Genomic DNA, 20,171 nt, shown 5'->3' on the forward strand with positions numbered 1-20,171 from the left:
CGCTGGCCGGCAACTACGCGATGAAGACCCAACGGGCAGCCGGCCAGTGGCCGGCTCTACCGAAACAGCAGTCAGCTGTTCTTCTTCGCGGCCATCGCTGCGGCCAGCTCGGCCTTGAATTCCTCGAAGGTCTGGCCCTTCTCCCTGGCTTCGGCCTGTGCGGCATCGCGCAGTGCATCGGAGTACATCAGGCGCACCGGCGTGCCGTTGCGCTCGTGCAGTTCACCGGCCTGCATGATCAGCGCCAGCACCTGCGCAGCGCTCTCGCTGTGGCCCGCGATGCGGCCGTCCATGCCCAGCACCCATTCGCCGTCGCGGCGCACGACACCGGCCAGCAGGGTGCGCTGTGCATCGCGCAGTTCCGCATGCGGCTCCACCGGCGAGGCCTGCGCGGCGGCCTTGTTGGCGGCCTGCTTTTCCTGGCGACGGCGCTGGTCGCGGCGGGTCTTGGAGCTGGTGGACATGGTGCGGTACCGCTGCGAAGGGGGGCGCAAGGATAGCGCACCCCGCCCGCAGCACCGCTTCACACCCCTCAGTCCAGCACTTTGCCGTGCCGCCAGTAGCCCATGAAGGTGATCGCGCGGCGGTCCAGCCCGCAATCACGCACCAAGTGGCGGCGGATCGCCATCACCGCCCCCGCCTCGCCCGCCACCCAGGCATACAGCGGCCCGGCCACACCGGTTTCGGCCTGCTCCCAGAGGATCTGCGTATCGACGTCGATCTCCTCCAGCGCATCGCCGGCAGCCACGCCCGAGGTCGCTGCCAACCGCGCCTGGACCGCCTGCAGCAACCGCTGTCCGTAGGCGGCCTGCCCGCGCGGCAGCCAGACCAGCTCGGCGCTGGAGGGCGCCTTCAGGTGCACCGCATCACCGGCCTGCGCCACCTCCAGCAGCGCCAGCGTGCGCGGTGGGTCGACCATGGCCGCCAGTTCCTCGAGGATGCCGGCCACCGCAGGCAACGCGGTTTCATCGGCCACCAGCAGCACCTGGCCGACACCGGCCGGTGGCTTCCACTCCCAGCCCTCGCTGCTCTCGGCACAGTCGGCGTCCGGGGCCAGCAGCACCACACGGTCGCCTGGGCGGGCGTGCATGGCCCAGCGCGAGGCGGGGCCGGTTTCGCCATGGATGACGAAATCGACGTCGACCTCGCCCTGCTCGGCGCGCAACTGGCGGATGGTGTAGGTACGCATCGGCGGGCGCTTGTCGTCCGGCAGGGCCCGGTAGCGTGGGTACCAGTCTTCACCGCTGGGGACCTGCGGCACCTCCTGGCCGGGCAAGGGGAAGAACACCTTGATGCGCTGGTCAGGGCCTTCGGTCTTCATCCGCGCCACGTCGGCACCGGTGAACACCATGCGGTCAAGGGAAGGGGAAAGAACGCGGCGCTCCTTCAGCGCCACCTCGAACAGGCGGTAGGTCTGCTGCGCAGCCATGGGGAACCTCATGCAACGACATCGGATTGGCTGGCTGTCGTGCATCCACGCACCGGCTGGCTGGAGTGCCCAGCCTAGTCCGGTCGTTCCTCTTCGCAAGCGTTGCGGGCAAAGCGGCCGGCCCTACCCCTGCGCGCTGCTCAATGGCCCGTGCAGGCCGCCTGTGCCGCGCGTTCACGCTGGTGTTCCCAGTACCAGAACACGAAGCCGGCGGCGAAGAACGCGGCCTGCCCCAGCGCCAGGTGCAGCGGGCTGGCACTGAGCAGCGGCGACACCACGCCGGCCACCACCGTGCTGATCATCAGCTGCACGAAGGCCTGCAGCGACGAGGCCAGGCCGCGCTGGTGCGGGTACATGTCCAGCACCGCCAGCGCCAGGATCGGGAAGATCAATGCCATGCCCATGCCGCCCAGGAAGATCGGCAGTACCGCCCATGGCAGCACGAACTGTGGCGACAGCGCCACGTAGCCGACATTCAGCAGCACCGACAGCGCACACAGGCCGAAACCAATGGACACCTGGCGGGTGGGCGTGGTGTGCCCGGCCATGCGCCCGGACAGGAACGAGCCGGTGGTCATGCCGCCGATGGTGGGGATGAACAGCCAGGCAAAACCACCCTCGCCCAGATGCAGGTGCTGCATCACGAACACCGGCGCCGAGGAGATGTACAGGAAAATGCCGCCGAAACCGATGCTGCCGGCCAGCGCCAGGCGCAGAAACCGCGGGTTGAAACCGATTCGCACGTAATCACGCAGCAGCACGCGCGGCGACAACGGCACCCGTGCCTCCACCGGATGGGTTTCCGGCAGGTAGCGTGCAGTGGCCGCCAGCAGGAGCAGCGCAAACACCACCAGGAACCAGAAAATCAGTGGCCAGCCGGCGCCACTGAGCAGGATCCAGCCGCCAATGATCGGTGCGATGGCCGGAGCGATGCCGAACAGCATCGATACCTGGCTCATCAGACGCTGCGCGTCGTGTCCGTGGTACAGGTCGCGGATCACCGCGCGGCCGACGATCATGCCGACGCCTGCTGACAGGCCCTGCAGCGCACGGAAGGCCAGCAGCGTGGTCAGGTCGGTGGACAGCGCGCAGCCGACCGAAGCGCCGACGAACACCACCAGGCCACCGAGGATCACCCGCTTGCGGCCCCAGGCATCGGACAGCGGGCCGTGCGCAAGGCTCATCAGGCCGTAGAACAGCAGGTACACGCTGATGGTCTGCTGCACCGCCACCTCGTCCACCGCCAGGCGCTGGGCCAGCTGCGGGAACGCCGGGAAGATGGTGTCGATCGAGAACGGACCGAACATGGCCAGGCCGGCGAGCAGCAGGGCCATGCGGCGGGTGGAGGGAGCAACAGCGGCGGTCATGGGAAAGGCGTCCGGCAGGGCCATGCGCGGCACGCACGGCGGGCGCCGGTCCCCTGCAGCAGGGACGGCGCCAGATGAATTCGGGTATCCGCCCATCATAGGTGGGGATTGCACCTGATGCCATGCAGCAGTGCACAAAACGCACGGACGGGCCATCGGCCATTCAGGCGCGGCCTCCAGGACCGAAGGCGGCCGCCGCGCCCGCAACGGGCTATAATCGGCGGGCAACACGGTGGGAGAAGCGGAACACCGCTGCCGAAGGCGCAACGCCCGTAATCGCTCAGGCCCGATACCACCCGTAACACAACTCTGGAGAGACCGGTTCGATCCGGCGCCGAAGGGGCACGAAGCTGCGGTCCGCCGCGCTTTTAAACTCTCAGGCAAAAGGACAGAGGGGCGCCCCGCAGACCGCCGACCGGCGGCTTGTGCCCGTGCGTGTGCCCTTTCCTGACGGATCCTTCGCCATGTCCCAGAACACCCCTTCCCTGCGTGAGCTTGAGCACCACAACGCGTTCGTCGAGCGCCACATCGGCCCCAACGACGCCGAGATCGCGCAGATGCTCGACGTCGTCGGCCACGCGTCGCTGGATGCGATGACCGACGCCATCGTGCCGGCCAAGATCAAGTCGCCGGCACCGCTGGCACTGCCGGAGTCGATGACCGAAGTGCAGGCACTGGCGAAGATCCGTGCGATCGCCGACAAGAACACCGTGCTGCGCAGCTTCATCGGCCAGGGTTACTACGGTACCCACACGCCGAACGTGATCCTGCGCAACATCCTGGAAAACCCGGCGTGGTACACCGCCTACACCCCGTACCAGGCGGAAATCTCGCAGGGCCGCATGGAAGCGCTGATCAACTTCCAGACCCTGTGCGCCGACCTGACCGGCATGGAAATCGCCAACGCCTCGCTGCTGGACGAAGCCACCGCCGCCGCCGAAGCGATGACCCTGGCCAAGCGTTCGGCCAAGTCGAAGTCGGACACCTTCTTCGTGCACGACGCCGTGCACCCGCAGACCCTGGAACTGCTGCGTACCCGCGCCGAGCCCATGGGCATCGTGCTGCGCGTCGGCACCCCGGCCGAAGCACTGGAAGCGGAAGCGTTCGGCCTGCTGCTGCAGTATCCGGACACCTTCGGCCAGGTCGGCGACTACAAGGCGCTGGTCGATGCCGTGCACGCACGCGGCGGCCTGGTGGCCGTGGCCACCGACCTGCTGGCCCTGACCCTGCTGGCTGCCCCGGGCGAATGGGGCGCGGACATCGTTGTCGGCAACAGCCAGCGTTTCGGCGTGCCGTTCGGTTTCGGTGGCCCGCACGCCGCCTTCATGGCCTGCCGTGACGCCTACAAGCGCTCGATGCCGGGCCGCCTGATCGGCGTTTCGATCGATGCCCAGGGCAACCCGGCCTACCGCCTGACCCTGCAGACCCGCGAACAGCACATCCGCCGCGAGAAGGCCACCTCCAACATCTGTACCGCGCAGGTGCTGCTGGCGGTGATGGCCTCGATGTACGCCGTTTACCACGGCCCGGAAGGCCTGACCCGCATTGCCCGCCGCACCCATCGACTGGCCTCGATCCTGGCCGCAGCGCTGCGCAATGCCGGCGTGCAGGTCGGTGGCGACTTCTTCGACACCCTGCACGTCACCGGCGTGCATGCCGATGAAATCCATGCCAAGGCACGCGCCGCCGGTTACAACCTGCGCGCGATCGACAGCGACTCGGTCGGCATCAGCCTGGACGAGACCACCACCCGCGCCGACATCGTCGCCGTGGCTGCGGTGTTCGGTGCCTCGCTGGACGTCGACGCGCTGGACGCCAGCACCGCCGACGCGCTGCCGGCCGGCCTGCTGCGCCAGTCCGCGTTCCTGACCCACCCGGTGTTCAACACCCACCACAGCGAGCACGAACTGCTGCGCTACCTGCGTTCGCTGGCCGACAAGGACCTGGCGATGGACCGCACGATGATCCCGCTGGGTTCGTGCACCATGAAGCTCAACGCCACCGCCGAGATGATCCCGGTGACCTGGCCGGAGTTCTCGCAGATCCACCCGCTGGTGCCGGCCGACCAGGCGCTGGGCTACAAGGAACTGATCGACACGCTGGAAGCGATGCTGGTCGAATGCACCGGCTACGACGCGGTCAGCCTGCAGCCGAACTCCGGCGCACAGGGCGAGTACGCCGGCCTGCTGGCGATCCGGGCATACCACCGCTCGCGCGGCGAAGGCCACCGCGACATCTGCCTGATCCCGGATTCGGCGCACGGCACCAACCCGGCCTCGGCGCAGATGTGCGGCATGAAGGTGGTGGTCACCAAGACCGATGCCAACGGCAACGTCGATGTGGAAGACATCCGCCTCAACGCCGAGAAGTACAGCGACCGCCTGGCCGCGATCATGATGACCTACCCGTCCACGCACGGCGTGTTCGAGGAAGAGGTGGTCGAGATCTGCGAGATCATCCACCAGCACGGCGGCCAGGTGTACACCGACGGCGCCAACATGAACGCCCTGGTCGGCGTGGCCAAGCCCGGCAAGTGGGGTTCGGACGTTTCGCACCTGAACCTGCACAAGACCTTCTGCATCCCGCACGGCGGCGGCGGCCCGGGCGTCGGCCCGTGCGCGGTCAAGGAACACCTGGCCCCGTTCCTGCCGGGCAAGCTGGGTGACAACGGCCCGGTCGGCATGGTCAGCGCCGCCAGCTTCGGCAGCGCCTCGATCCTGCCGATCAGCTGGATGTACATCGCGATGATGGGCCGCGAAGGCCTGCGCAAGGCCACCCAGGTCGCGCAGCTCAACGCCAACTACATCGCCAAGCGCCTGGCCCCGCACTTCAAGACCCTGTACACCGGCCGCAACGGCCTGGTGGCACACGAGTGCATCCTCGACGTACGCCCGCTGGAGAAGACCAGCGGCATCGGCGCCGAGGACGTCGCCAAGCGCCTGATCGACTTCGGCTTCCACGCCCCGACCCTGAGCTTCCCGGTGGCCGGCACGCTGATGGTCGAACCGACCGAGAGCGAATCGCTGCACGAGCTGGACCGCTTCATCGACGCGATGATCCAGATCCGCGAGGAGATCACCGCGATCGAAGACGGCCGCCTGGACCGCGAGGACAACCCGCTGAAGAACGCGCCGCACACCGCCACCGCGGTGACCGCCAGCGAGTGGACCCACGCCTACCCGCGCGAACTGGCTGCCTTCCCGCTGGCCAGCCTGAAGCAGAGCAAGTACTGGCCGCCGGTGGCGCGCGTCGACAACGTGTACGGCGACAAGAACGTGATGTGCGCCTGCATCCCGGTCGATGCCTACAAGGATGATGAAGTCGAGGCTTGATTCCTCGCGGCATCGGTAAAGAGAACGGCCCGCGCAAGCGGGCCGTTTTCATGAGGGCGGGTGGACCAGGGTCCACACCCACGGTAATCCCGATCACGGGTCCGGCATCTGCCCCAGGCTCAACTGCCACGACACGCCGAAGCGATCCTGCACCCAGCCGTAGCGGTTGCTGAAGTCATAGTCGCCCACCGGCATCAGCCAGTGGCCGCCCTCGCCCAGCACGCGCGCGGCGCGCTCGAACTGCTCGGCGCCGGAGCACTCGACGAACAGCGAGATCGACGGGCTGAAGGTGAAATCGTGCACGTCCAGGCTGTCAAAGCACAGGTAGTGGGTGCCACCGAGCAGGAAGATGGCCTGTCGGACCTGCCCGGGCACGCCGGCACCGGCGCCGTCCGGATGGCGCTGCATTGCCAGCAGGCGGAAATCGGCGAAGGCCTCGGCGTACAGGGCCAGGGCGGCCTCGGCCTGGCCGGTAAACATCAGGAAGGGGCGACTGCGCAGCATGCGGTACTCCCGGTCGACGGGCCGATGACGGCCCACACGATCAGGATGGCACGGCGGATGTGCAGCCTCCGTGGTAGTGCCGGCCGCTGGCCGGCAGCTTCAGTCACGCCTCGCGCATGCGCCGCGCGATGGCGCTGCCGGCGGCGATGGTGGCGGTCAGCGCCACCATCGACAGGAACTGCAGGCGGGTGTGCGACTCGCTCAGCAGCAGGCCGAAGATCAGTGCCAGGATCGCCAGCGCGCAGCAGGTCAGCCACGGGAAGCCGGCCATGCGGAACGGCAGCCGGGTACCCAGGCGATCCGCGCGGCGGCGCAGCACCAGCTGCGACACCAGCGACAGCGTCCACACCAGCAGGCAGGTGGAACCGACGATGTTCAGCAGCACCGGCAGCACCCGGTCCGGGAACAGCAGCTCCATCACCGTGGCGGCGAAACCGAACAGCACGCTGGCCAGCACGGCAATCACCGGCACCTGGCGCGGATCGGTCCAGCCCAGCACGGCCGGCGCTTCACGACGCTGCGCCAGCGAATACATCATGCGCGAGGCGCCGTAGAGGTTGGCATTGAGCGCCGACAGCAGCGCGATCACCGCGATCAGGGTGATGGCGGTGCCCGCGCCCGGGATGCGGGCGATATCCAGCACGGCGGCAAACGGCGACTTCAGCGCTTCGCTGGTCCACGGTACGACGGCGATGATCACGCTCAGCGAGCCGATGTAGAACACCAGGATGCGCCACGCCACGGTGCGGATGGCACGGGCGATGCTGCGTTCCGGATCTTCGGTCTCCGCCGCCGCAACGGCCACGATCTCGGTGCCACCGAAGGCAAAAACGACAACCAGCAGTGCAGCGCCAATACCGGCCAGGCCCTTCGGCGCGAAGCCACCATGCTCGGTGAAGTTGCTCAGGCCCGGCGAGGTCACCTGCGGCAGCCAGCCCATCAGCAGCGCCACGCCGATGGCGATGAAGGCCAGGATCGCCGCCACCTTGAGGATGGCGAACCAGAATTCGAACTCGCCGAAGTTCTTCACCCCGAGCAGGTTGATCGCGGTGAAGAACAGCATGAAGGCCAGCGCCGCCATCGGTACAGGTACTGCTGGCCAGACGGTGGCCAGCAGACCGGCCGCTCCCACCGCCTCGGCGGCGATCACGATCACAAGCTGCACCCACCACAACCAGCCGACGGTGGCACCGGCGGTGGCGCCCATGGCATCGGCGGCATAGACCGAGAACGCGCCGCTGGTCGGTTTGGCCGCCGCCATTTCGCCCAGAGCGTTCATCACGATGATCACCAGCGCGCCGGCGACCAGATACGACACCAGGACCGCCGGACCGGCCGCCTGCACACCCACGCCCGAGCCGAGGAACAGGCCGGCGCCGATGGCGCTGCCCAGGCCCATCATGATCAGCTGGCGGGGCTTGAGCGAATGTCCGAGGCGGGACGGTGAAGCGGTCGGAATCGAGTTGGGCATCGGCAGGGCTGGCGGCGGGCTACAGGGGCGACACCTTACCCTGTCCCATGCCCGCGGGGATAGGCACAGCGCAGCAGGCGGCTCAGGCCAGTGCCGGCTCTCCGACACTGCCACCAATACGGGCGCGGTAGGCACGCGGCGAGAAACCGGTTTCAGCCTTGAACTTGCGGGTAAAGGCGCTCTGGTCGCTGAAACCGCAGGCCTGGCCGATGCTGGCGATGCTCTCGTCACCGTGCAGCAGGTGCATGGCCATCTGGATCCGCAGCCGGGTCAGCACCTGCTGCGGGGTCATCTGGAACACCTTGCGGAAGCTGCGCTCCAGCTTGGACAGCGAAAAACCGGTGATGTCCAGCAGGGTCTGCATGCGCACGTTCTCGGCGTAGTGCGCGTTGAGGTGGGCCAGCGCCAGCCGCAGCTGCTCGTACTGGGTACCCAGACTGTCCTTCTGGCCAAGGTCGCGGGAAATGCCGATCAGGCCCTCGATGGCCCCATCGACCACCAGCGGACGCTTGCAGGTCAGGCACCAGCCCGGTTCGCGGTTGGCGAACAGGTGCAGCTCCATCAGGTTCTCGATCACCTCACCGGCCAGCACGCGGGCGTCCTGGTCCACGTAGTCGGCGCTCAGCCCGGTCGGGTAGATCTCCGCCGCGGTACGCCCGATCACGTCCTTGCGGGCGCGCAGGCCCAGCCGCCGCAGCATGGTCTGGTTGACGTGGGTGTAACGCCCCTGAAGGTCCTTGATGAAGAACAGCACATCCGGGATGGCGTCGAACAGGGCTTCGATGTCGGCGGGCTCGACTCGCATGGAGCAAGCATACCCGAGCCTGCTTTTGCCTGTACGTTCACCTTTGCCGGACCTCGGTTTAACGGGCCCGGTTCCAGTGTCGTGGTTCTCTTTGAGCATCCGGAGCCAACGTCAATGGCCGCCAGCAAGCCGACCGGCAAGCGCGCAACCACCCACGCCGAGAACCACCACCGCGGCAGCGGCGATGAACTGCACCAGCAGGCCGGGGGCAGTCATCCGGCGATGACCACCGATCAGGGCATCCCGGTGGCAGACAACCAGAACTCCCTGCGGCAGGGACCTCGGGGGCCTACGCTGCTGGAGGACTTCATCCTGCGCGAGAAGATCACCCACTTCGACCATGAGCGCATTCCCGAGCGCATCGTGCACGCCCGCGGCAGCGCTGCGCATGGCTACTTCGAGTTGACCCGATCACTGAAGGCGCATACCCGCGCGCGCATCCTGACCGAGGTTGGCGTGAAGACACCCGTGTTCACCCGCTTCTCGACCGTGGCCGGTGGCGCAGGTTCAGTGGACACCCCGCGCGACGTGCGCGGCTTCGCGGTGAAGTTCTATACCAGGGAGGGCAACTGGGACCTGGTCGGCAACAACATGCCGGTGTTCTTCATCCAGGACGCCATGAAATTCCCGGACCTGGTGCACGCGGTGAAGATGGAACCGGACCGTGCCTTCCCGCAGGCCGCGTCGGCCCATGACACGTTCTGGGACTTCATTTCGCTGATGCCCGAATCGATGCACATGATCATGTGGGCGATGAGCGACCGCGCCATACCGCGTTCGCTGCGGATGATCGAAGGCTTCGGTGTGCACAGCTTCCGCCTGCTGAACGAGGCCGGCGAGTCAACGTTCGTCAAGTTCCACTGGCGGCCCAAGCTGGGTATCCAGTCCACGGTCTGGGACGAAGCGCTGAAGCTGCAGTCGGCCGACAATGACTTCCATCGCCGTGACCTGTTCGAGGCCATCCAGCGCGGCGACTTCCCGGAATGGGAACTGGCGGTGCAGTTGTTCACCGAAGAAGACGCCGACGCATTCCCGTTCGATCATCTGGACCCGACCAAGATCATTCCCGAATCGCTGGTGCCGTTGCAGGTCATCGGGCGCATGGTGCTGGACCGCTGGCCGGACAACTTCTTCGCCGAGACCGAGCAGGTGGCTTTCTGCCCGGCCAACGTGCCACCGGGCATCGACTTCAGCAACGACCCGCTGCTGCAGGGGCGCCTGTTCTCCTACCTGGACACCCAGCTGCTGCGCCTGGGCGGCCCGAACTTCCACCAGATCCCGGTGAATGCGCCCAAGTGCCCGTTTGCCAATCATCAGCGCGACGGCCACATGCAGATGCAGGTTCCCAAGGGCCGGGTGGCCTACGATCCCAGTTCGCTGCAGGAGGACACCCCGCGCGAGACGCCTGCCGGATTCCGCAGCCATGCCAGCGCCGACGATGGCCGCAAGGGTCGCACCCGCGCGGAGAGTTTCGCCGACCACTACAGCCAGGCCCGCATGTTTTTCCGCAGCCTCGAAAAGCCGGAGCAGGCGCACCTGGCATCGGCGCTGGTGTTCGAGTTGTCCAAGGTGGAAACGCTGAAGGTGCGGGTACGCACCGTCAGTCACCTGCGCAACATCGATGACTCACTGGCGCAGCGCGTGGCCGATGGTCTGGCGTTGCCTGCACTGCCCGACCCGGCGCCGACCGCTACTCCAGTGCGGGACATGCCCCCCGCCCCCGAAGTACGGGTGATCGGTCGCAACAAACCCACCCTGCAAGGGCGCTGCATCGGCATCCTGTTCGATGAGGGTTCTGATGCCCGGATCATTGCCAGCCTGAGCAAGGCAGCCAGGAAAGCAGGTGCGGATGTGAAGCTGGTCGCCCCCAGAGTGGGTGGCGCCACGCTCAGCGATGGCGCGCTGCAGGCGGCGGATGGGCAACTGGCGGGCACCCCGTCGGCCGTGTTCGATGCAGTAGCCGTGGTGCTCAGCCCGGAAGCGGCGAAGGCCTTGTCGAAAGAGAGTGCAGCCATCGAATTCGTCAGCCAGGCGTGGGCGCACCTGAAGGCCATCGCCAGCGATGCGGGCGGCCAGACGCTGCTGAAGGCGGCAAGGGTCGGCAACGACGCCGGCATCGTCGAAGCGGAAGACGCCAAGGCATTCCTGGCGGCGGCCGCCACCCGCCAGTGGGCGCGCGAACCCAAGCTGCGCCTGCTGGCCTGACTACAGCAACAGGAGAACTGTCATGCCCCGTGGTGACAAATCCGCATACTCCGATAAACAGAAGCGCCAGGCCGAGCACATCGAGGAAAGCGAGCGCGAGCGCGGTGCCAGCGAAGGCACGGCCGAGCGCATTGCCTGGGCGACCGTGAACAAGCAGGATGGTGGTGGCAAGCGTAGCGGCAGCGCGCGCAAGGGTACGAAGAAGGCGACCACCAAGAAGGCTGCCAAGAAGGCGCCTGCCAGAAAGTCGGGCACAAAGAAGGCCACGACCAAGACGACGGCGGCGAAGAAGGCCCCTGCGAAGAAGACGACAGCCAGGAAGGCGGCGGCAAAGAAGGCACCGGCTCGCAAGACAGCCACAAAGAAAACCGCAAAGAAGACAGCGGCCAAGAAGGCCGGTACAGCCGCCTCGCGCAGTGCTGCAGCGAAGAAGGCGGCGAAGACACGTGCGGCGAAGAAGACCGTGCGCAAGGTGGCGGCGAAGAAGGCCGCGCGTACCCGCGCGCGCGGCTGAGTCCTTCGATCAGGGCGACAGCGTCCTCATCCACGCGGCAACTTCGGCCGCGGATGCGTCAGCGCGTGCCTGCAGCAGCAGATGCGGCCCTTCCAGCGAAACATGCCGGGCATCCGGCAAAAAGGCCTGAAGTTCTGCCACGCTGGGCGGCCACAGCAGGCGGTCATGGCACGCGTGCAGGCACAGCGTCGGCACGTCGATTGCCGGCAGCAATGCGCGTACGTCGACGCGCAGGGTCGCTGCGGCGCGTCGCCGCAATGTGGCCGCCGGAATCCGGGCCAGCGCATCGCGCAGCATCGATACGTGGTCGCGGGTGCGCCACCGCCCCAGCAGCAGGCGCGCCAGCAACGCCACGGGAGGCAAAGGCCAGGCCGGCGTCAGCAGGGCTGCGCTGGCTGCCGGCAATGGCAACGGCCGACGCGCAAAGGTCGCGGCAAGCACCAGTCCGCGCAGCCCGGCGGGCTGTCGCGTGGCCAGTTCAACCGCCAACGGGCCCGAGAAGGACTCGGCAAGCAGGATGAAGGGATGGCCGGGCAGCTGCGACCACAGCCGTTGGGCCAGCGTGGCGTGATCCTGCCCTCCCTGCGCAGGCAGCGTAATCGCCTGCGTCGTCAGCCCATGAGCCTGGAGTGCTGACAGAAACGGGATCGACAGTCTGCCGGAGCCATCCAGCCCGGGCAGCATCAGCACGTGCTGCGGCGTGGGTGATGCTGAATCACAGCCCGGCTTTTCCTCGCTCCCGATTCTCATGTCACCTCCTTTGCTGGCAAGCATCGCCCACATCGGCAGGCAGCGGAACTTTCGCTCCGGCTCTCCTGCTGCTTTGCCAGTCAAGGTTGAGCGATACTGCCCGCTCTGCCGCGGGACGCGGCTGCCAAGGAGAGCCTCTGATGCGATGGACCTACGCGCTGGCCATGATGGTCATGATGCTGCCACTGAACAGTTCCGCCAGCGATGGCTGGATAAACGGGGCAGGCAAGGCGATGCCGGAGACCGATGCCATGAAATCCAGCGGTGGCTTTGCGGCATCGCTGCTGGTCACCTCCGATGCCGACTGGCGGGCCAAGTGGGAAACCCCACCAGAGACCACTCCCGGTTTTACCCAGGCCGACGAAGTCCACCCGGGCGGTGAATTGTTCCTGCTGACATTCCTGTCCAACCCGCAACTGGATGAGAACCGCGTACCCAAGGTGCACTGCGATCTGCGCATGCTGCGCCCGGACGGCAGTACCAGCATCGACGAACGCGATGTTCCCTGTTTCACCGCTGCCCTGCCCGGCCCGCCAAACCTGTTGTACATGACCAACCTGCACCTGAAGTTCGTGGCCGAGGCCAGTGATCCGAAAGGCACGTGGACTGCGCAGGTGGTGGTCAGGGATCTGCTGCGGAATGTGAGCCTGCCTCTGCAGGCTCACTTCGACGTCCGTTGAACGGAGGCGTGCGGATGAAGATGCGGCGATTACTGAGCTGGACCGGTCTTGCGCTTTGCGTGGTCTACCTGCTGTTGACCGCATGGCTGGTTCACGGCGCGCAGTCGGATGCGGACCCGAAGGGGGCCTATATCCTGATGTCGCTCCCCATCACCCTGCAGTCTGCTGCACTCGATGCCATCGGCGCAGGCAGCCTGCTGTACGGCAAACCCTGGTCGACCGCGTATGCAGTACTGGTTCCGCCAACACTGCTGTTGCTGTACGCAGCCGGCTGGCTGATCGAACGCGCCGCGCGCGGCCGCTAGCCAGCGGCACCGACCGGTTGCGTGCATGCGGTGCCCTGCATGCGGGGCATCGCATGCAGGGCGTCATCCAACATCCAGTCGCAGGTTGCTTACGCCGCCTGCGCAGGCACGATGGGCATGCGCGCGCCCTGCTCCACCTTGAACACCGCCACCGACGTGGTCAGCGCATGCGCCTGTTCCTCCAGCGCGCGGCTGGCGGCAGTGGCTTCTTCCACCAGCGCAGCGTTCTGCTGGGTCACCTGGTCCATCTGCACCACCACCTGGTTGACCTGCTCGATACCGGCGGCCTGTTCCTTGCTGGCCGCTGCGATGTCGCTCATCAGCTGCGTGGTGCGCGAGCTGGCCTGGGCCACGCGGGCGATCGCGGCTTCCGATTCAACGGTCACCGCCAGGCCGCTCTTCACCTTGGCAGCGGCGTCTTCGATCAGCTCCTTGATCTCCTTGGCGGCGACACCGGCACGCTGTGCGAGCGTGCGTACCTCGCTGGCGACCACGGCAAAACCACGGCCCTGCTCACCTGCACGCGCGGCTTCAACCGCAGCATTCAGCGCCAGGATGTTGGTCTGGAACGCGATGCCGTCGATCACGGTGGAGATTTCCGAGATGCGTGCCGAGGACTGATCGATCTCACCCATCACCGACGCCATCTGCGCCATCGCCTGCTCGGTTTCGCGTACGGCGGCACCGGCGGCGTGCGCTTCACTGTCGGCCTGACGAGCGAGCTCGGCATTCTGGCGCACAGTCGAAGTCAGTTCCTCCATCGATGCGGCGGCTTCTTCCAGGTTGGCGGCCTGCTGCTCGGTGCGGCGCGACAGGTCGTTGTTGCCGGCGGCCAGTTCCTGCGCCGCGTTGTTGATGCTGTCGGCGGCCACCTGGATGCCACGCACGATGCCGGTCAGCTGCGCGGTGGTGGTGTTGGCGTCGTCACGCATGCGGGCGAATACACCGTCGTACTCGCCGTCCATGCGTGCAGTCAGGTCGCCGTGCGAGATCGCGCGTAGCACGTCGGAAACGTCGGCGATGCTGGCCTGCGAACTGGCCATCATGCCGTTGAGGTGCTCGACCATCGCCTTGAACTGGAACTGGAACGCAGCGGCATCGCCACGCATGCTGAAATCACCGGCGCGCGCGGCCCGGGCCAGTTCATCGATCTGCGCGTTGATCGCCATCAGGCTCTGCTTCACTGCGGCCAGGGTGCGGGTCAGCGTGCCCTTCTCGCCCGGGTAGTCCGGCAGGTCGCGGCTGAGGTCACCGATGGCGTAACGCTGCATCACTTCGGCCATCAGCAGTTCCACCTGCACGTGCGATTCGACCAGGCTGTTGGTGGCCTGCACCATGCGGCCGAAATCGCCGGGGAAGGCGCTGGCGTCCATGCGGTAGCGGATCGCACCCGCCTCGTGCTGTTCGGCCATCTGCAGCTGTGCGCCGATCGCCGCCTGCACGCTCTGCCGCACGCTGGCCATGGCTTCACCCAGCTGGGTCAGTTCATCGCGGCCGCCAAGGCGGAACTCCTGGTCCAGCTGGCCCTTGGACAGGCGCTCGGCCAGGTTCACCGCGCGGGCCAACGGGCCGGTCAGGCTGCGGCCGATCATCACCGAGGCACCGATGCCCACCAGCAGTGCAACGCCGCCCAGCACCAGCAACTGCAGCAGGCTGCGCTCGCCCAAGCGGATCGCCTCGGCGGCCGCCTCACGGCTTTCCTTCTCTTCGAAGTCCACGCCATCGGACAGCGCCTTGTTCCAGCCGTTGGCGGCTTCCTGCACCGGGCCCAGGGTCAGCGCCACGGCGCCCGGGTAGTCGCCCTGCTCCATCAGTTCGCTGGTCTGCTTGTTGAGCGGACGCGCGATGGCACGCTTGGCGGCGATGGTCTCGGCAATGGCCTTGCCCTCGGCGTCGCTGGGCAGCGCCTGGTAGGCCGTCCAACTGGCCTCATAGCGCTTGACCAGATCGGCGATGCGCTGCTCATCATGGCCACGGTCATCGCCCTGGCGGATCAGCATCTCGCGGCGAACGACCATCATCTGGTTGTTGGCATCGAGCATCTGCGAGAGCAGGCGCACCTTGGCCACGCTGACATCGACCACCTGCTGCATCGCGCGCTTCTGCACGACACTGGCGGTGGCGCCGGTGGCCACCACGGCCGCAACCAACAGCAGCAACAGGCCAAAGCCCAGCCCAAGACGCCAGGCAACCCTGACATTCCTCAAGTAGTTCATCGGTACATCCAAAACGGGGGGGATGTGGCGTTATCGGCGGCCCGCCAGGCAATCTTGATCGCCGACCGCCAATGGCGTGGGGCACCATTCACCTTGGTGAGCCCTTGGCCGGCGGCACCCGCGCGGGGACGGTCGCGCAACGACCCGACTGCTCATGCAGACGTCAGATCTCTTTCACGGTGGCTCGGCGCGGCCTGCAGGCAAGGTGGTGGCGTCATCTGCTGGAGTTCCCAATGCCATTACCCGTGTACCGATCCACCCTGCTCGCTCTCTCGCTACTGGCATCGCCGGCGTTCGCGCAGGCACCGCCCCCTGGACTGCCCGCCCCCATCGCCGAGAAGGCCGGACCGGACACCGCAGCACGTTCCGCCCTGCATGCCCAGGTGCTGCTGGACCGTGCGAATTTCTCGCCCGGCCAGATCGACGGTGAAGTGGGCAGCAACCAGCGGCGCGCGGTGTCGGGTTTCCAGGCGGCGCACGGCCTGACCGTCACCGGTGAACTGGACGACGCGACCTGGCAGGCCCTGCAGGCTGATACGGTCACCCCCTTGGCCAGCTACACGCTGACCAGCGAGGATGTCGCCGGGCCGTTCCAGGCGGTGCCGAAGGGCCCCGCCGCACAGGCCAAACTGAAATCGCTGGGCTTCAACAACGTCGAAGAGTCGCTGGGCGAACGCTTCCACGCATCCCCTGAGCTGTTGAAGCTGCTCAATCCGGGCGTGGATCTGAGCAAGGCGGGCAACCGCATCCAGGTGCCCAATATCGCACCATCGCCGCTACCGAAGGCGGCCAAGGTGGTCGTCGACAAGTCCGATTCCAGCCTGCAGTTGCTGGATGCGCAGGGCAAGGTGATCGCTCAGGTGCCGGTTTCCTCCGGCAGCCAGCACGATCCGCTGCCGATCGGCGAATGGAAGATCCTGGGCGTGTATCGCGACCCGCCGTTTCACTACAACCCCAAGCTGTTCTGGGATGCGCGCAAGGGCGAAAAGAAGGCGACACTGCCGCCGGGCCCGAACAATCCAGTCGGCCGGGTCTGGATCGATCTGTCGAAGCCACACTACGGCCTGCATGGCACGCCCGAGCCCGGCCATGTCGGCAAGACCGAGTCACATGGCTGCGTGCGCATGACCAACTGGGATGCGCTGCGCGTGGCCGATGCGGTGGATACCTCCGTCCCCGTGGTGATGCAGGAGTGAGCCGATGCGTCTTTCGCAGCTGATCGTAGTGGGCGTTCTGCTGGGACTGGGGGCCGGCTGGTGGCTGCGCCGCGATGCAGGCGAGCCGGTAGCCGCCTCGCTGCCGGAAGCACAACCGGCAGCAGCTGTGGCGCCGGCCAAGGGATCCCTAGCGCCGCTCGACACGGCCCCTGCCCCCGCCGCCACCGCACCGTCAGCCGCGCGGGCTGCGGATGCGCCGTCCGGTCTGCTGCTGCCGGTACAGGGCGTCCTGGCCTCCCAGCTGCGCGACACGTTCACCGATGCGCGCAGCGAAGGCCGCGTGCACGATGCCATCGACATCATGGCCGATGCCGGTACGCCGGTGCTGGCAGTGGCCGATGGCACGGTGGAAAAACTGTTCGACAGCGAGCGCGGTGGCCTGACGATCTACCAGTTCGAGCCCAGCGGACGCTGGTGCTACTACTACGCGCACCTGCAGCGCTATGCCGATGGCCTGACCGAAAAGCAGGTGATCAGACGCGGGGAGGTGATCGGTTACGTGGGCAGTACCGGCAACGCCAGCCCTGAGGCCCCGCACCTGCATTTCGAGGTGCACGTGCTGGGACCGGAGAAGCAGTGGTGGAAGGGAGAATCGATCAATCCGTACCCACTGCTGAATCCGCCTGCTTCGAAGCCCGGTGCTGCCAGCGCCGCAAGGTGAACGTGAACACCGCCAAGGCAGCCCCTGGAATCAACAGGAGCAGTGCCGCCACTTTCCAGAAGAAGAACGGCCACAACCAGACATAATCCAGGTCAGTCAGCTTCAACAGATCCAGTGGCGGCTGCAGCTCGACGGTGGCCGCGCGATCGGCCAGCGCCGGGTCCACCTCCAGCACGGTTACCCGCACCCATGAGCGGCCGCGTGGCAATGCGTCGCCACGGCCATAGCCGAAGTAGGACGCCATGAGGCCGCTGGACTCAACCGAAGCCAGCGCACGATTGATGCCCTGCCCGGCCACTCCCGAACGCTCCCCTGCGCGGAAGTCTCCATGATCGGTCGGAGTTTCGATGCGCAGCAGCACCTCGGGGTCAGCCTCCGTACCGTCCGCGGCATAGCGCAGGCGCAGCCGCAGTTGATCATCGATGAGGCGGTAGACGGTGATCTGGGCGGTTGCGCCAGGGCTCAGCACCAACGGCACCGTCTGCGTGCGCGAAGCCAGGGTATTGGCAGCCGCGCCCAGCACCAGTACCAGGCAGGCGATGCCCCACAGGCCCCACAACACCCACAGGGTGATCCGCACGACCGTTTCGCCCTTCACGCTGACATCCTGGTCATCGCTTTGCTTCCTCGCCGACCCCGCTGACACAGTAACGAAAAAGCCCCGCTTGCGCGGGGCTTTTCCTGTCACCTACGCCGGGCAGCGCCCGGCGTTACCTCAGGCAAACGGATCCTGCAGGACCATGGTGTGGTCGCGGTCCGGGCCGGTGGAGACGATGCTGATCGGGCAGCCGGCCAGCTCTTCCAGCGAACGCAGGTAGGCGCGCGCAGCCGGCGGCAGGTCGTCCCAGTTGGTGATGCCGTGGGTGTTCTCGCTCCAGCCCGGGAACTCCAGGTACACCGGCGTGCACTCTTCCCAGCCCTGCGCGTCCAGCGGCGCGTACTCGGTGCGCTTGCCGTTGTATTCGTAGGCGATGCAGACCTTCAGCTTTTCCATGCCGTCCAGCACGTCCAGCTTGGTGATGCACAGGCCGCTGATGCCGTTGATGGCCACGGCACGCTTCAGCGCGACGATGTCCATCCAGCCACAACGACGCGGACGGCCGGTCGACGCACCATACTCGGCGCCGCGGTCACGGATGCCCTGGCCGACTTCGTCGTCCAGCTCGGTCGGGAACGGGCCACCGCCGACGCGGGTGGCGTAAGCCTTGGCGATGCCCAGCACGTAGTCGATCGAATCGGCGCCGACGCCGGAACCGGCCAGCGCGCCACCGACGGTGGTGTTGGAGCTGGTGACGTACGGGTAGGTGCCGTGGTCGATGTCCAGCAGCGCGCCCTGCGCGCCTTCGAACAGCACGCGCTTACCCTGCTTGCGCAGGTCGTGCAGGATGCCGGCCACGTCGGACTTCATCGGCTGCACGTATTCGCCGAAGGCCAGCGCTTCGTCGAAGGTCTTCTGGAAGTCGACCGCATCGGTGTTCAGATACTTGGTCAGCACGAAGTTGTGGTAATCCAGCGCGGTGCGCAGCAGTTCTTCCAGCTGCTTCGGGTAATGCAGGTCGGCGATGCGGATGCCGCGACGCGCCACCTTGTCTTCGTAGGCCGGGCCGATGCCACGGCCGGTGGTGCCGATCGCCTTGCCACCGGCAGCGCGCTCGCGCGCCTGGTCCAGGGCGATGTGGTACGGCATGATCAGCGGCGCGGCCGGGGAGATCTTCAGGCGCGACCGCACTTCCACGCCGGAGGCTTCCAGCTCGGCGATTTCCTTCTGCAGCGCGGCCGGCGAGATCACCACGCCGTTGCCGATCAGGCACAGCGCGTCGTCACGCAGGATGCCCGACGGGATCAGGTGCAGGACGGTCTTCTTGCCGTTGATGACCAGGGTGTGGCCGGCGTTGTGGCCGCCCTGGAAGCGCACGACAGCGCCGATTTCCTCAGTGAGCAGATCGACGATCTTGCCCTTGCCTTCATCGCCCCACTGGGCACCCAACACTACGACAGACTGACCCATGACGGGCTCCTCGATTTGTTGCGGCCATCGGGGCCGCGGACGGGTAAACCGTGGCGGGCTGGCCAGCACCTGCAAGGCGGCTCCAAACGGGGAGCGGCCGGCGATGGAAGGCCCAGACACGGAAAAAGCCGAACGGGGAGGCCCGTCCGGCTTTTGTGCATTATCCGGGTTTCCGGGGTCGGGTGCCACCTTTCCGACGGGTGGCTTTACCGGCCGGTCAGCCGCCCCGCCCGGTCGTGCCGGCCACTGGCCGGCAATGCCAACCAAGGTTGGCATCCACCAGAGCCTGGCCACGCAGGAGCAGGTCGGTCAGCTGCCCCGCCCGGTAGTGCCGGCCGCTGGCCGGCAATGCCAACCAAGGTTGGCATCCACCAGAGCCGGGCCACGCATGTGAACGCAGGCGGTAGTGCCGGCCGCTGGCCGGCAATCCCGGGTTGCCGGCCAGCGGCCGGCACTACCCTGCTAGTGGCGGGCCCACCACAGCAGGCTCAGGCCTGCCAGCAGCACCAGCCCACCGAAGCTGCGCAGGGCCGGGCTGGGCAGGTCCAGCAGGCGCTCGGCCATGCGCTTCCAGGCGAACGGGGCGACGAACAGGAACAGGCCTTCCAGCACCGCGACCAGGCAGACAGCGGCAAACAGATCTTTCATGGGGGGACTCCGGAAAAAGCACGGGGCCCGGCATATGGCCGGGCCCCGTGGGGTACTGC

18 protein-coding genes and 1 riboswitch are annotated in these 20,171 nt (G+C 66.9%); of the genes, 7 read left to right on the top strand and 11 right to left on the bottom strand.

What is annotated here, in order from left to right; all coding sequences use genetic code 11:
- Nucleotides 1-71 precede the first annotated feature (71 nt).
- The 3 genes from AC5P68_RS00340 to AC5P68_RS00350 form a co-directional block, all read right to left on the bottom strand.
- Nucleotides 72-464, bottom strand: coding sequence for a hypothetical protein (locus tag AC5P68_RS00340; protein WP_005410623.1), 393 nt, complete (start codon nt 462-464; stop codon nt 72-74).
- Nucleotides 465-532: 68 nt separating this feature from the next.
- Complete coding sequence (locus tag AC5P68_RS00345; protein ID WP_049430600.1) at nt 533-1,429, bottom strand: siderophore-interacting protein; 897 nt, start codon at nt 1,427-1,429, stop codon at nt 533-535.
- A 140-nt stretch (nt 1,430-1,569) separates the two neighbouring features.
- A complete protein-coding gene (locus AC5P68_RS00350; protein WP_032966071.1) occupies nt 1,570-2,796 on the bottom strand; it encodes a multidrug effflux MFS transporter in 1,227 nt (408 codons plus the stop codon).
- Between the two features lie 299 nt (nt 2,797-3,095).
- A riboswitch (glycine riboswitch) is annotated at nt 3,096-3,198 on the top strand.
- Between the two features lie 62 nt (nt 3,199-3,260).
- On the opposite strand from AC5P68_RS00350, the gene gcvP reads away from it, so the two are divergent.
- A complete protein-coding gene (gene gcvP / locus AC5P68_RS00355; RefSeq protein ID WP_024956945.1) occupies nt 3,261-6,128 on the top strand; it encodes an aminomethyl-transferring glycine dehydrogenase in 2,868 nt (955 codons plus the stop codon).
- Between the two features lie 93 nt (nt 6,129-6,221).
- Here gcvP and AC5P68_RS00360 read toward each other — a convergent pair whose 3' ends face one another.
- The 3 genes from AC5P68_RS00360 to AC5P68_RS00370 form a co-directional block, all read right to left on the bottom strand.
- Nucleotides 6,222-6,632 carry a VOC family protein gene (locus AC5P68_RS00360; RefSeq protein ID WP_005410627.1) on the bottom strand — a complete coding sequence of 137 codons (411 nt, stop codon included), beginning with the start codon at nt 6,630-6,632 and terminating at the stop codon, nt 6,222-6,224.
- Between the two features lie 103 nt (nt 6,633-6,735).
- Nucleotides 6,736-8,103, bottom strand: coding sequence for an amino acid permease (locus AC5P68_RS00365; RefSeq protein WP_005410628.1), 1,368 nt, complete (start codon nt 8,101-8,103; stop codon nt 6,736-6,738).
- Between the two features lie 82 nt (nt 8,104-8,185).
- Nucleotides 8,186-8,908, bottom strand: coding sequence for a helix-turn-helix transcriptional regulator (locus tag AC5P68_RS00370; protein WP_005410629.1), 723 nt, complete (start codon nt 8,906-8,908; stop codon nt 8,186-8,188).
- Nucleotides 8,909-9,022: 114 nt separating this feature from the next.
- On the opposite strand from AC5P68_RS00370, the gene AC5P68_RS00375 reads away from it, so the two are divergent.
- Together AC5P68_RS00375 and AC5P68_RS00380 are read left to right on the top strand one after the other, a co-directional pair.
- Entirely contained in the window at nt 9,023-11,113 is a 2,091-nt protein-coding gene (locus AC5P68_RS00375) for a catalase (protein ID WP_049404557.1), read from the top strand.
- Nucleotides 11,114-11,135: 22 nt separating this feature from the next.
- The gene (locus tag AC5P68_RS00380; RefSeq protein WP_049404556.1) at nt 11,136-11,627 is read left to right on the top strand and encodes a hypothetical protein; all 492 of its coding nucleotides are present in this window, start codon (nt 11,136-11,138) and stop codon (nt 11,625-11,627) included.
- 9 nt (nt 11,628-11,636) lie between these two features.
- On the opposite strand, the gene AC5P68_RS00385 is transcribed toward AC5P68_RS00380, so the two are convergent.
- Nucleotides 11,637-12,377: an alpha/beta fold hydrolase gene (locus tag AC5P68_RS00385; protein ID WP_049404555.1), complete on the bottom strand. Its 741-nt coding sequence runs from the start codon at nt 12,375-12,377 to the stop codon at nt 11,637-11,639.
- 86 nt (nt 12,378-12,463) lie between these two features.
- Between AC5P68_RS00385 and AC5P68_RS00390 the strand changes: the two genes are divergently transcribed.
- Nucleotides 12,464-13,057, top strand: a complete 594-nt coding sequence (locus AC5P68_RS00390) for a hypothetical protein (RefSeq protein ID WP_414498148.1) — start codon at nt 12,464-12,466, stop codon at nt 13,055-13,057.
- A gap of 14 nt (nt 13,058-13,071) precedes the next feature.
- Nucleotides 13,072-13,362, top strand: a complete 291-nt coding sequence (locus AC5P68_RS00395; RefSeq protein ID WP_005410634.1) for a hypothetical protein — start codon at nt 13,072-13,074, stop codon at nt 13,360-13,362.
- Between the two features lie 89 nt (nt 13,363-13,451).
- Here the strand turns inward: AC5P68_RS00395 and AC5P68_RS00400 are convergent, their stop codons facing one another.
- On the bottom strand, nt 13,452-15,578 hold the full coding sequence (locus AC5P68_RS00400; protein WP_231336618.1) for a methyl-accepting chemotaxis protein: 2,127 nt from the start codon (nt 15,576-15,578) through the stop codon (nt 13,452-13,454).
- A 233-nt stretch (nt 15,579-15,811) separates the two neighbouring features.
- Between AC5P68_RS00400 and AC5P68_RS00405 the strand changes: the two genes are divergently transcribed.
- Nucleotides 15,812-16,774, top strand: a complete 963-nt coding sequence (locus tag AC5P68_RS00405; protein WP_005410636.1) for a L,D-transpeptidase family protein — start codon at nt 15,812-15,814, stop codon at nt 16,772-16,774.
- Nucleotides 16,775-16,778: 4 nt separating this feature from the next.
- Entirely contained in the window at nt 16,779-17,456 is a 678-nt protein-coding gene (locus tag AC5P68_RS00410) for a M23 family metallopeptidase (protein WP_049404551.1), read from the top strand.
- Here AC5P68_RS00410 and AC5P68_RS00415 read toward each other — a convergent pair.
- From AC5P68_RS00415 to AC5P68_RS00425, 3 genes are all read right to left on the bottom strand, one after another.
- Nucleotides 17,392-18,054 (bottom strand): hypothetical protein, encoded by a 663-nt coding sequence (locus AC5P68_RS00415; protein ID WP_049404549.1) that lies wholly within the window; start codon nt 18,052-18,054, stop codon nt 17,392-17,394. The genes AC5P68_RS00410 and AC5P68_RS00415 overlap by 65 nt on opposite strands.
- Before the next feature lie 117 nt (nt 18,055-18,171).
- Nucleotides 18,172-19,464 carry an adenylosuccinate synthase gene (locus AC5P68_RS00420; protein ID WP_005410639.1) on the bottom strand — a complete coding sequence of 431 codons (1,293 nt, stop codon included), beginning with the start codon at nt 19,462-19,464 and terminating at the stop codon, nt 18,172-18,174.
- 462 nt (nt 19,465-19,926) lie between these two features.
- Nucleotides 19,927-20,112, bottom strand: coding sequence for a DUF2065 domain-containing protein (locus tag AC5P68_RS00425; protein ID WP_005410640.1), 186 nt, complete (start codon nt 20,110-20,112; stop codon nt 19,927-19,929).
- Between the last annotated feature and the right edge of the window lie 59 nt (nt 20,113-20,171).

It is taken from the genome of Stenotrophomonas sp. YJH_SMC_58 (assembly GCF_059369635.1).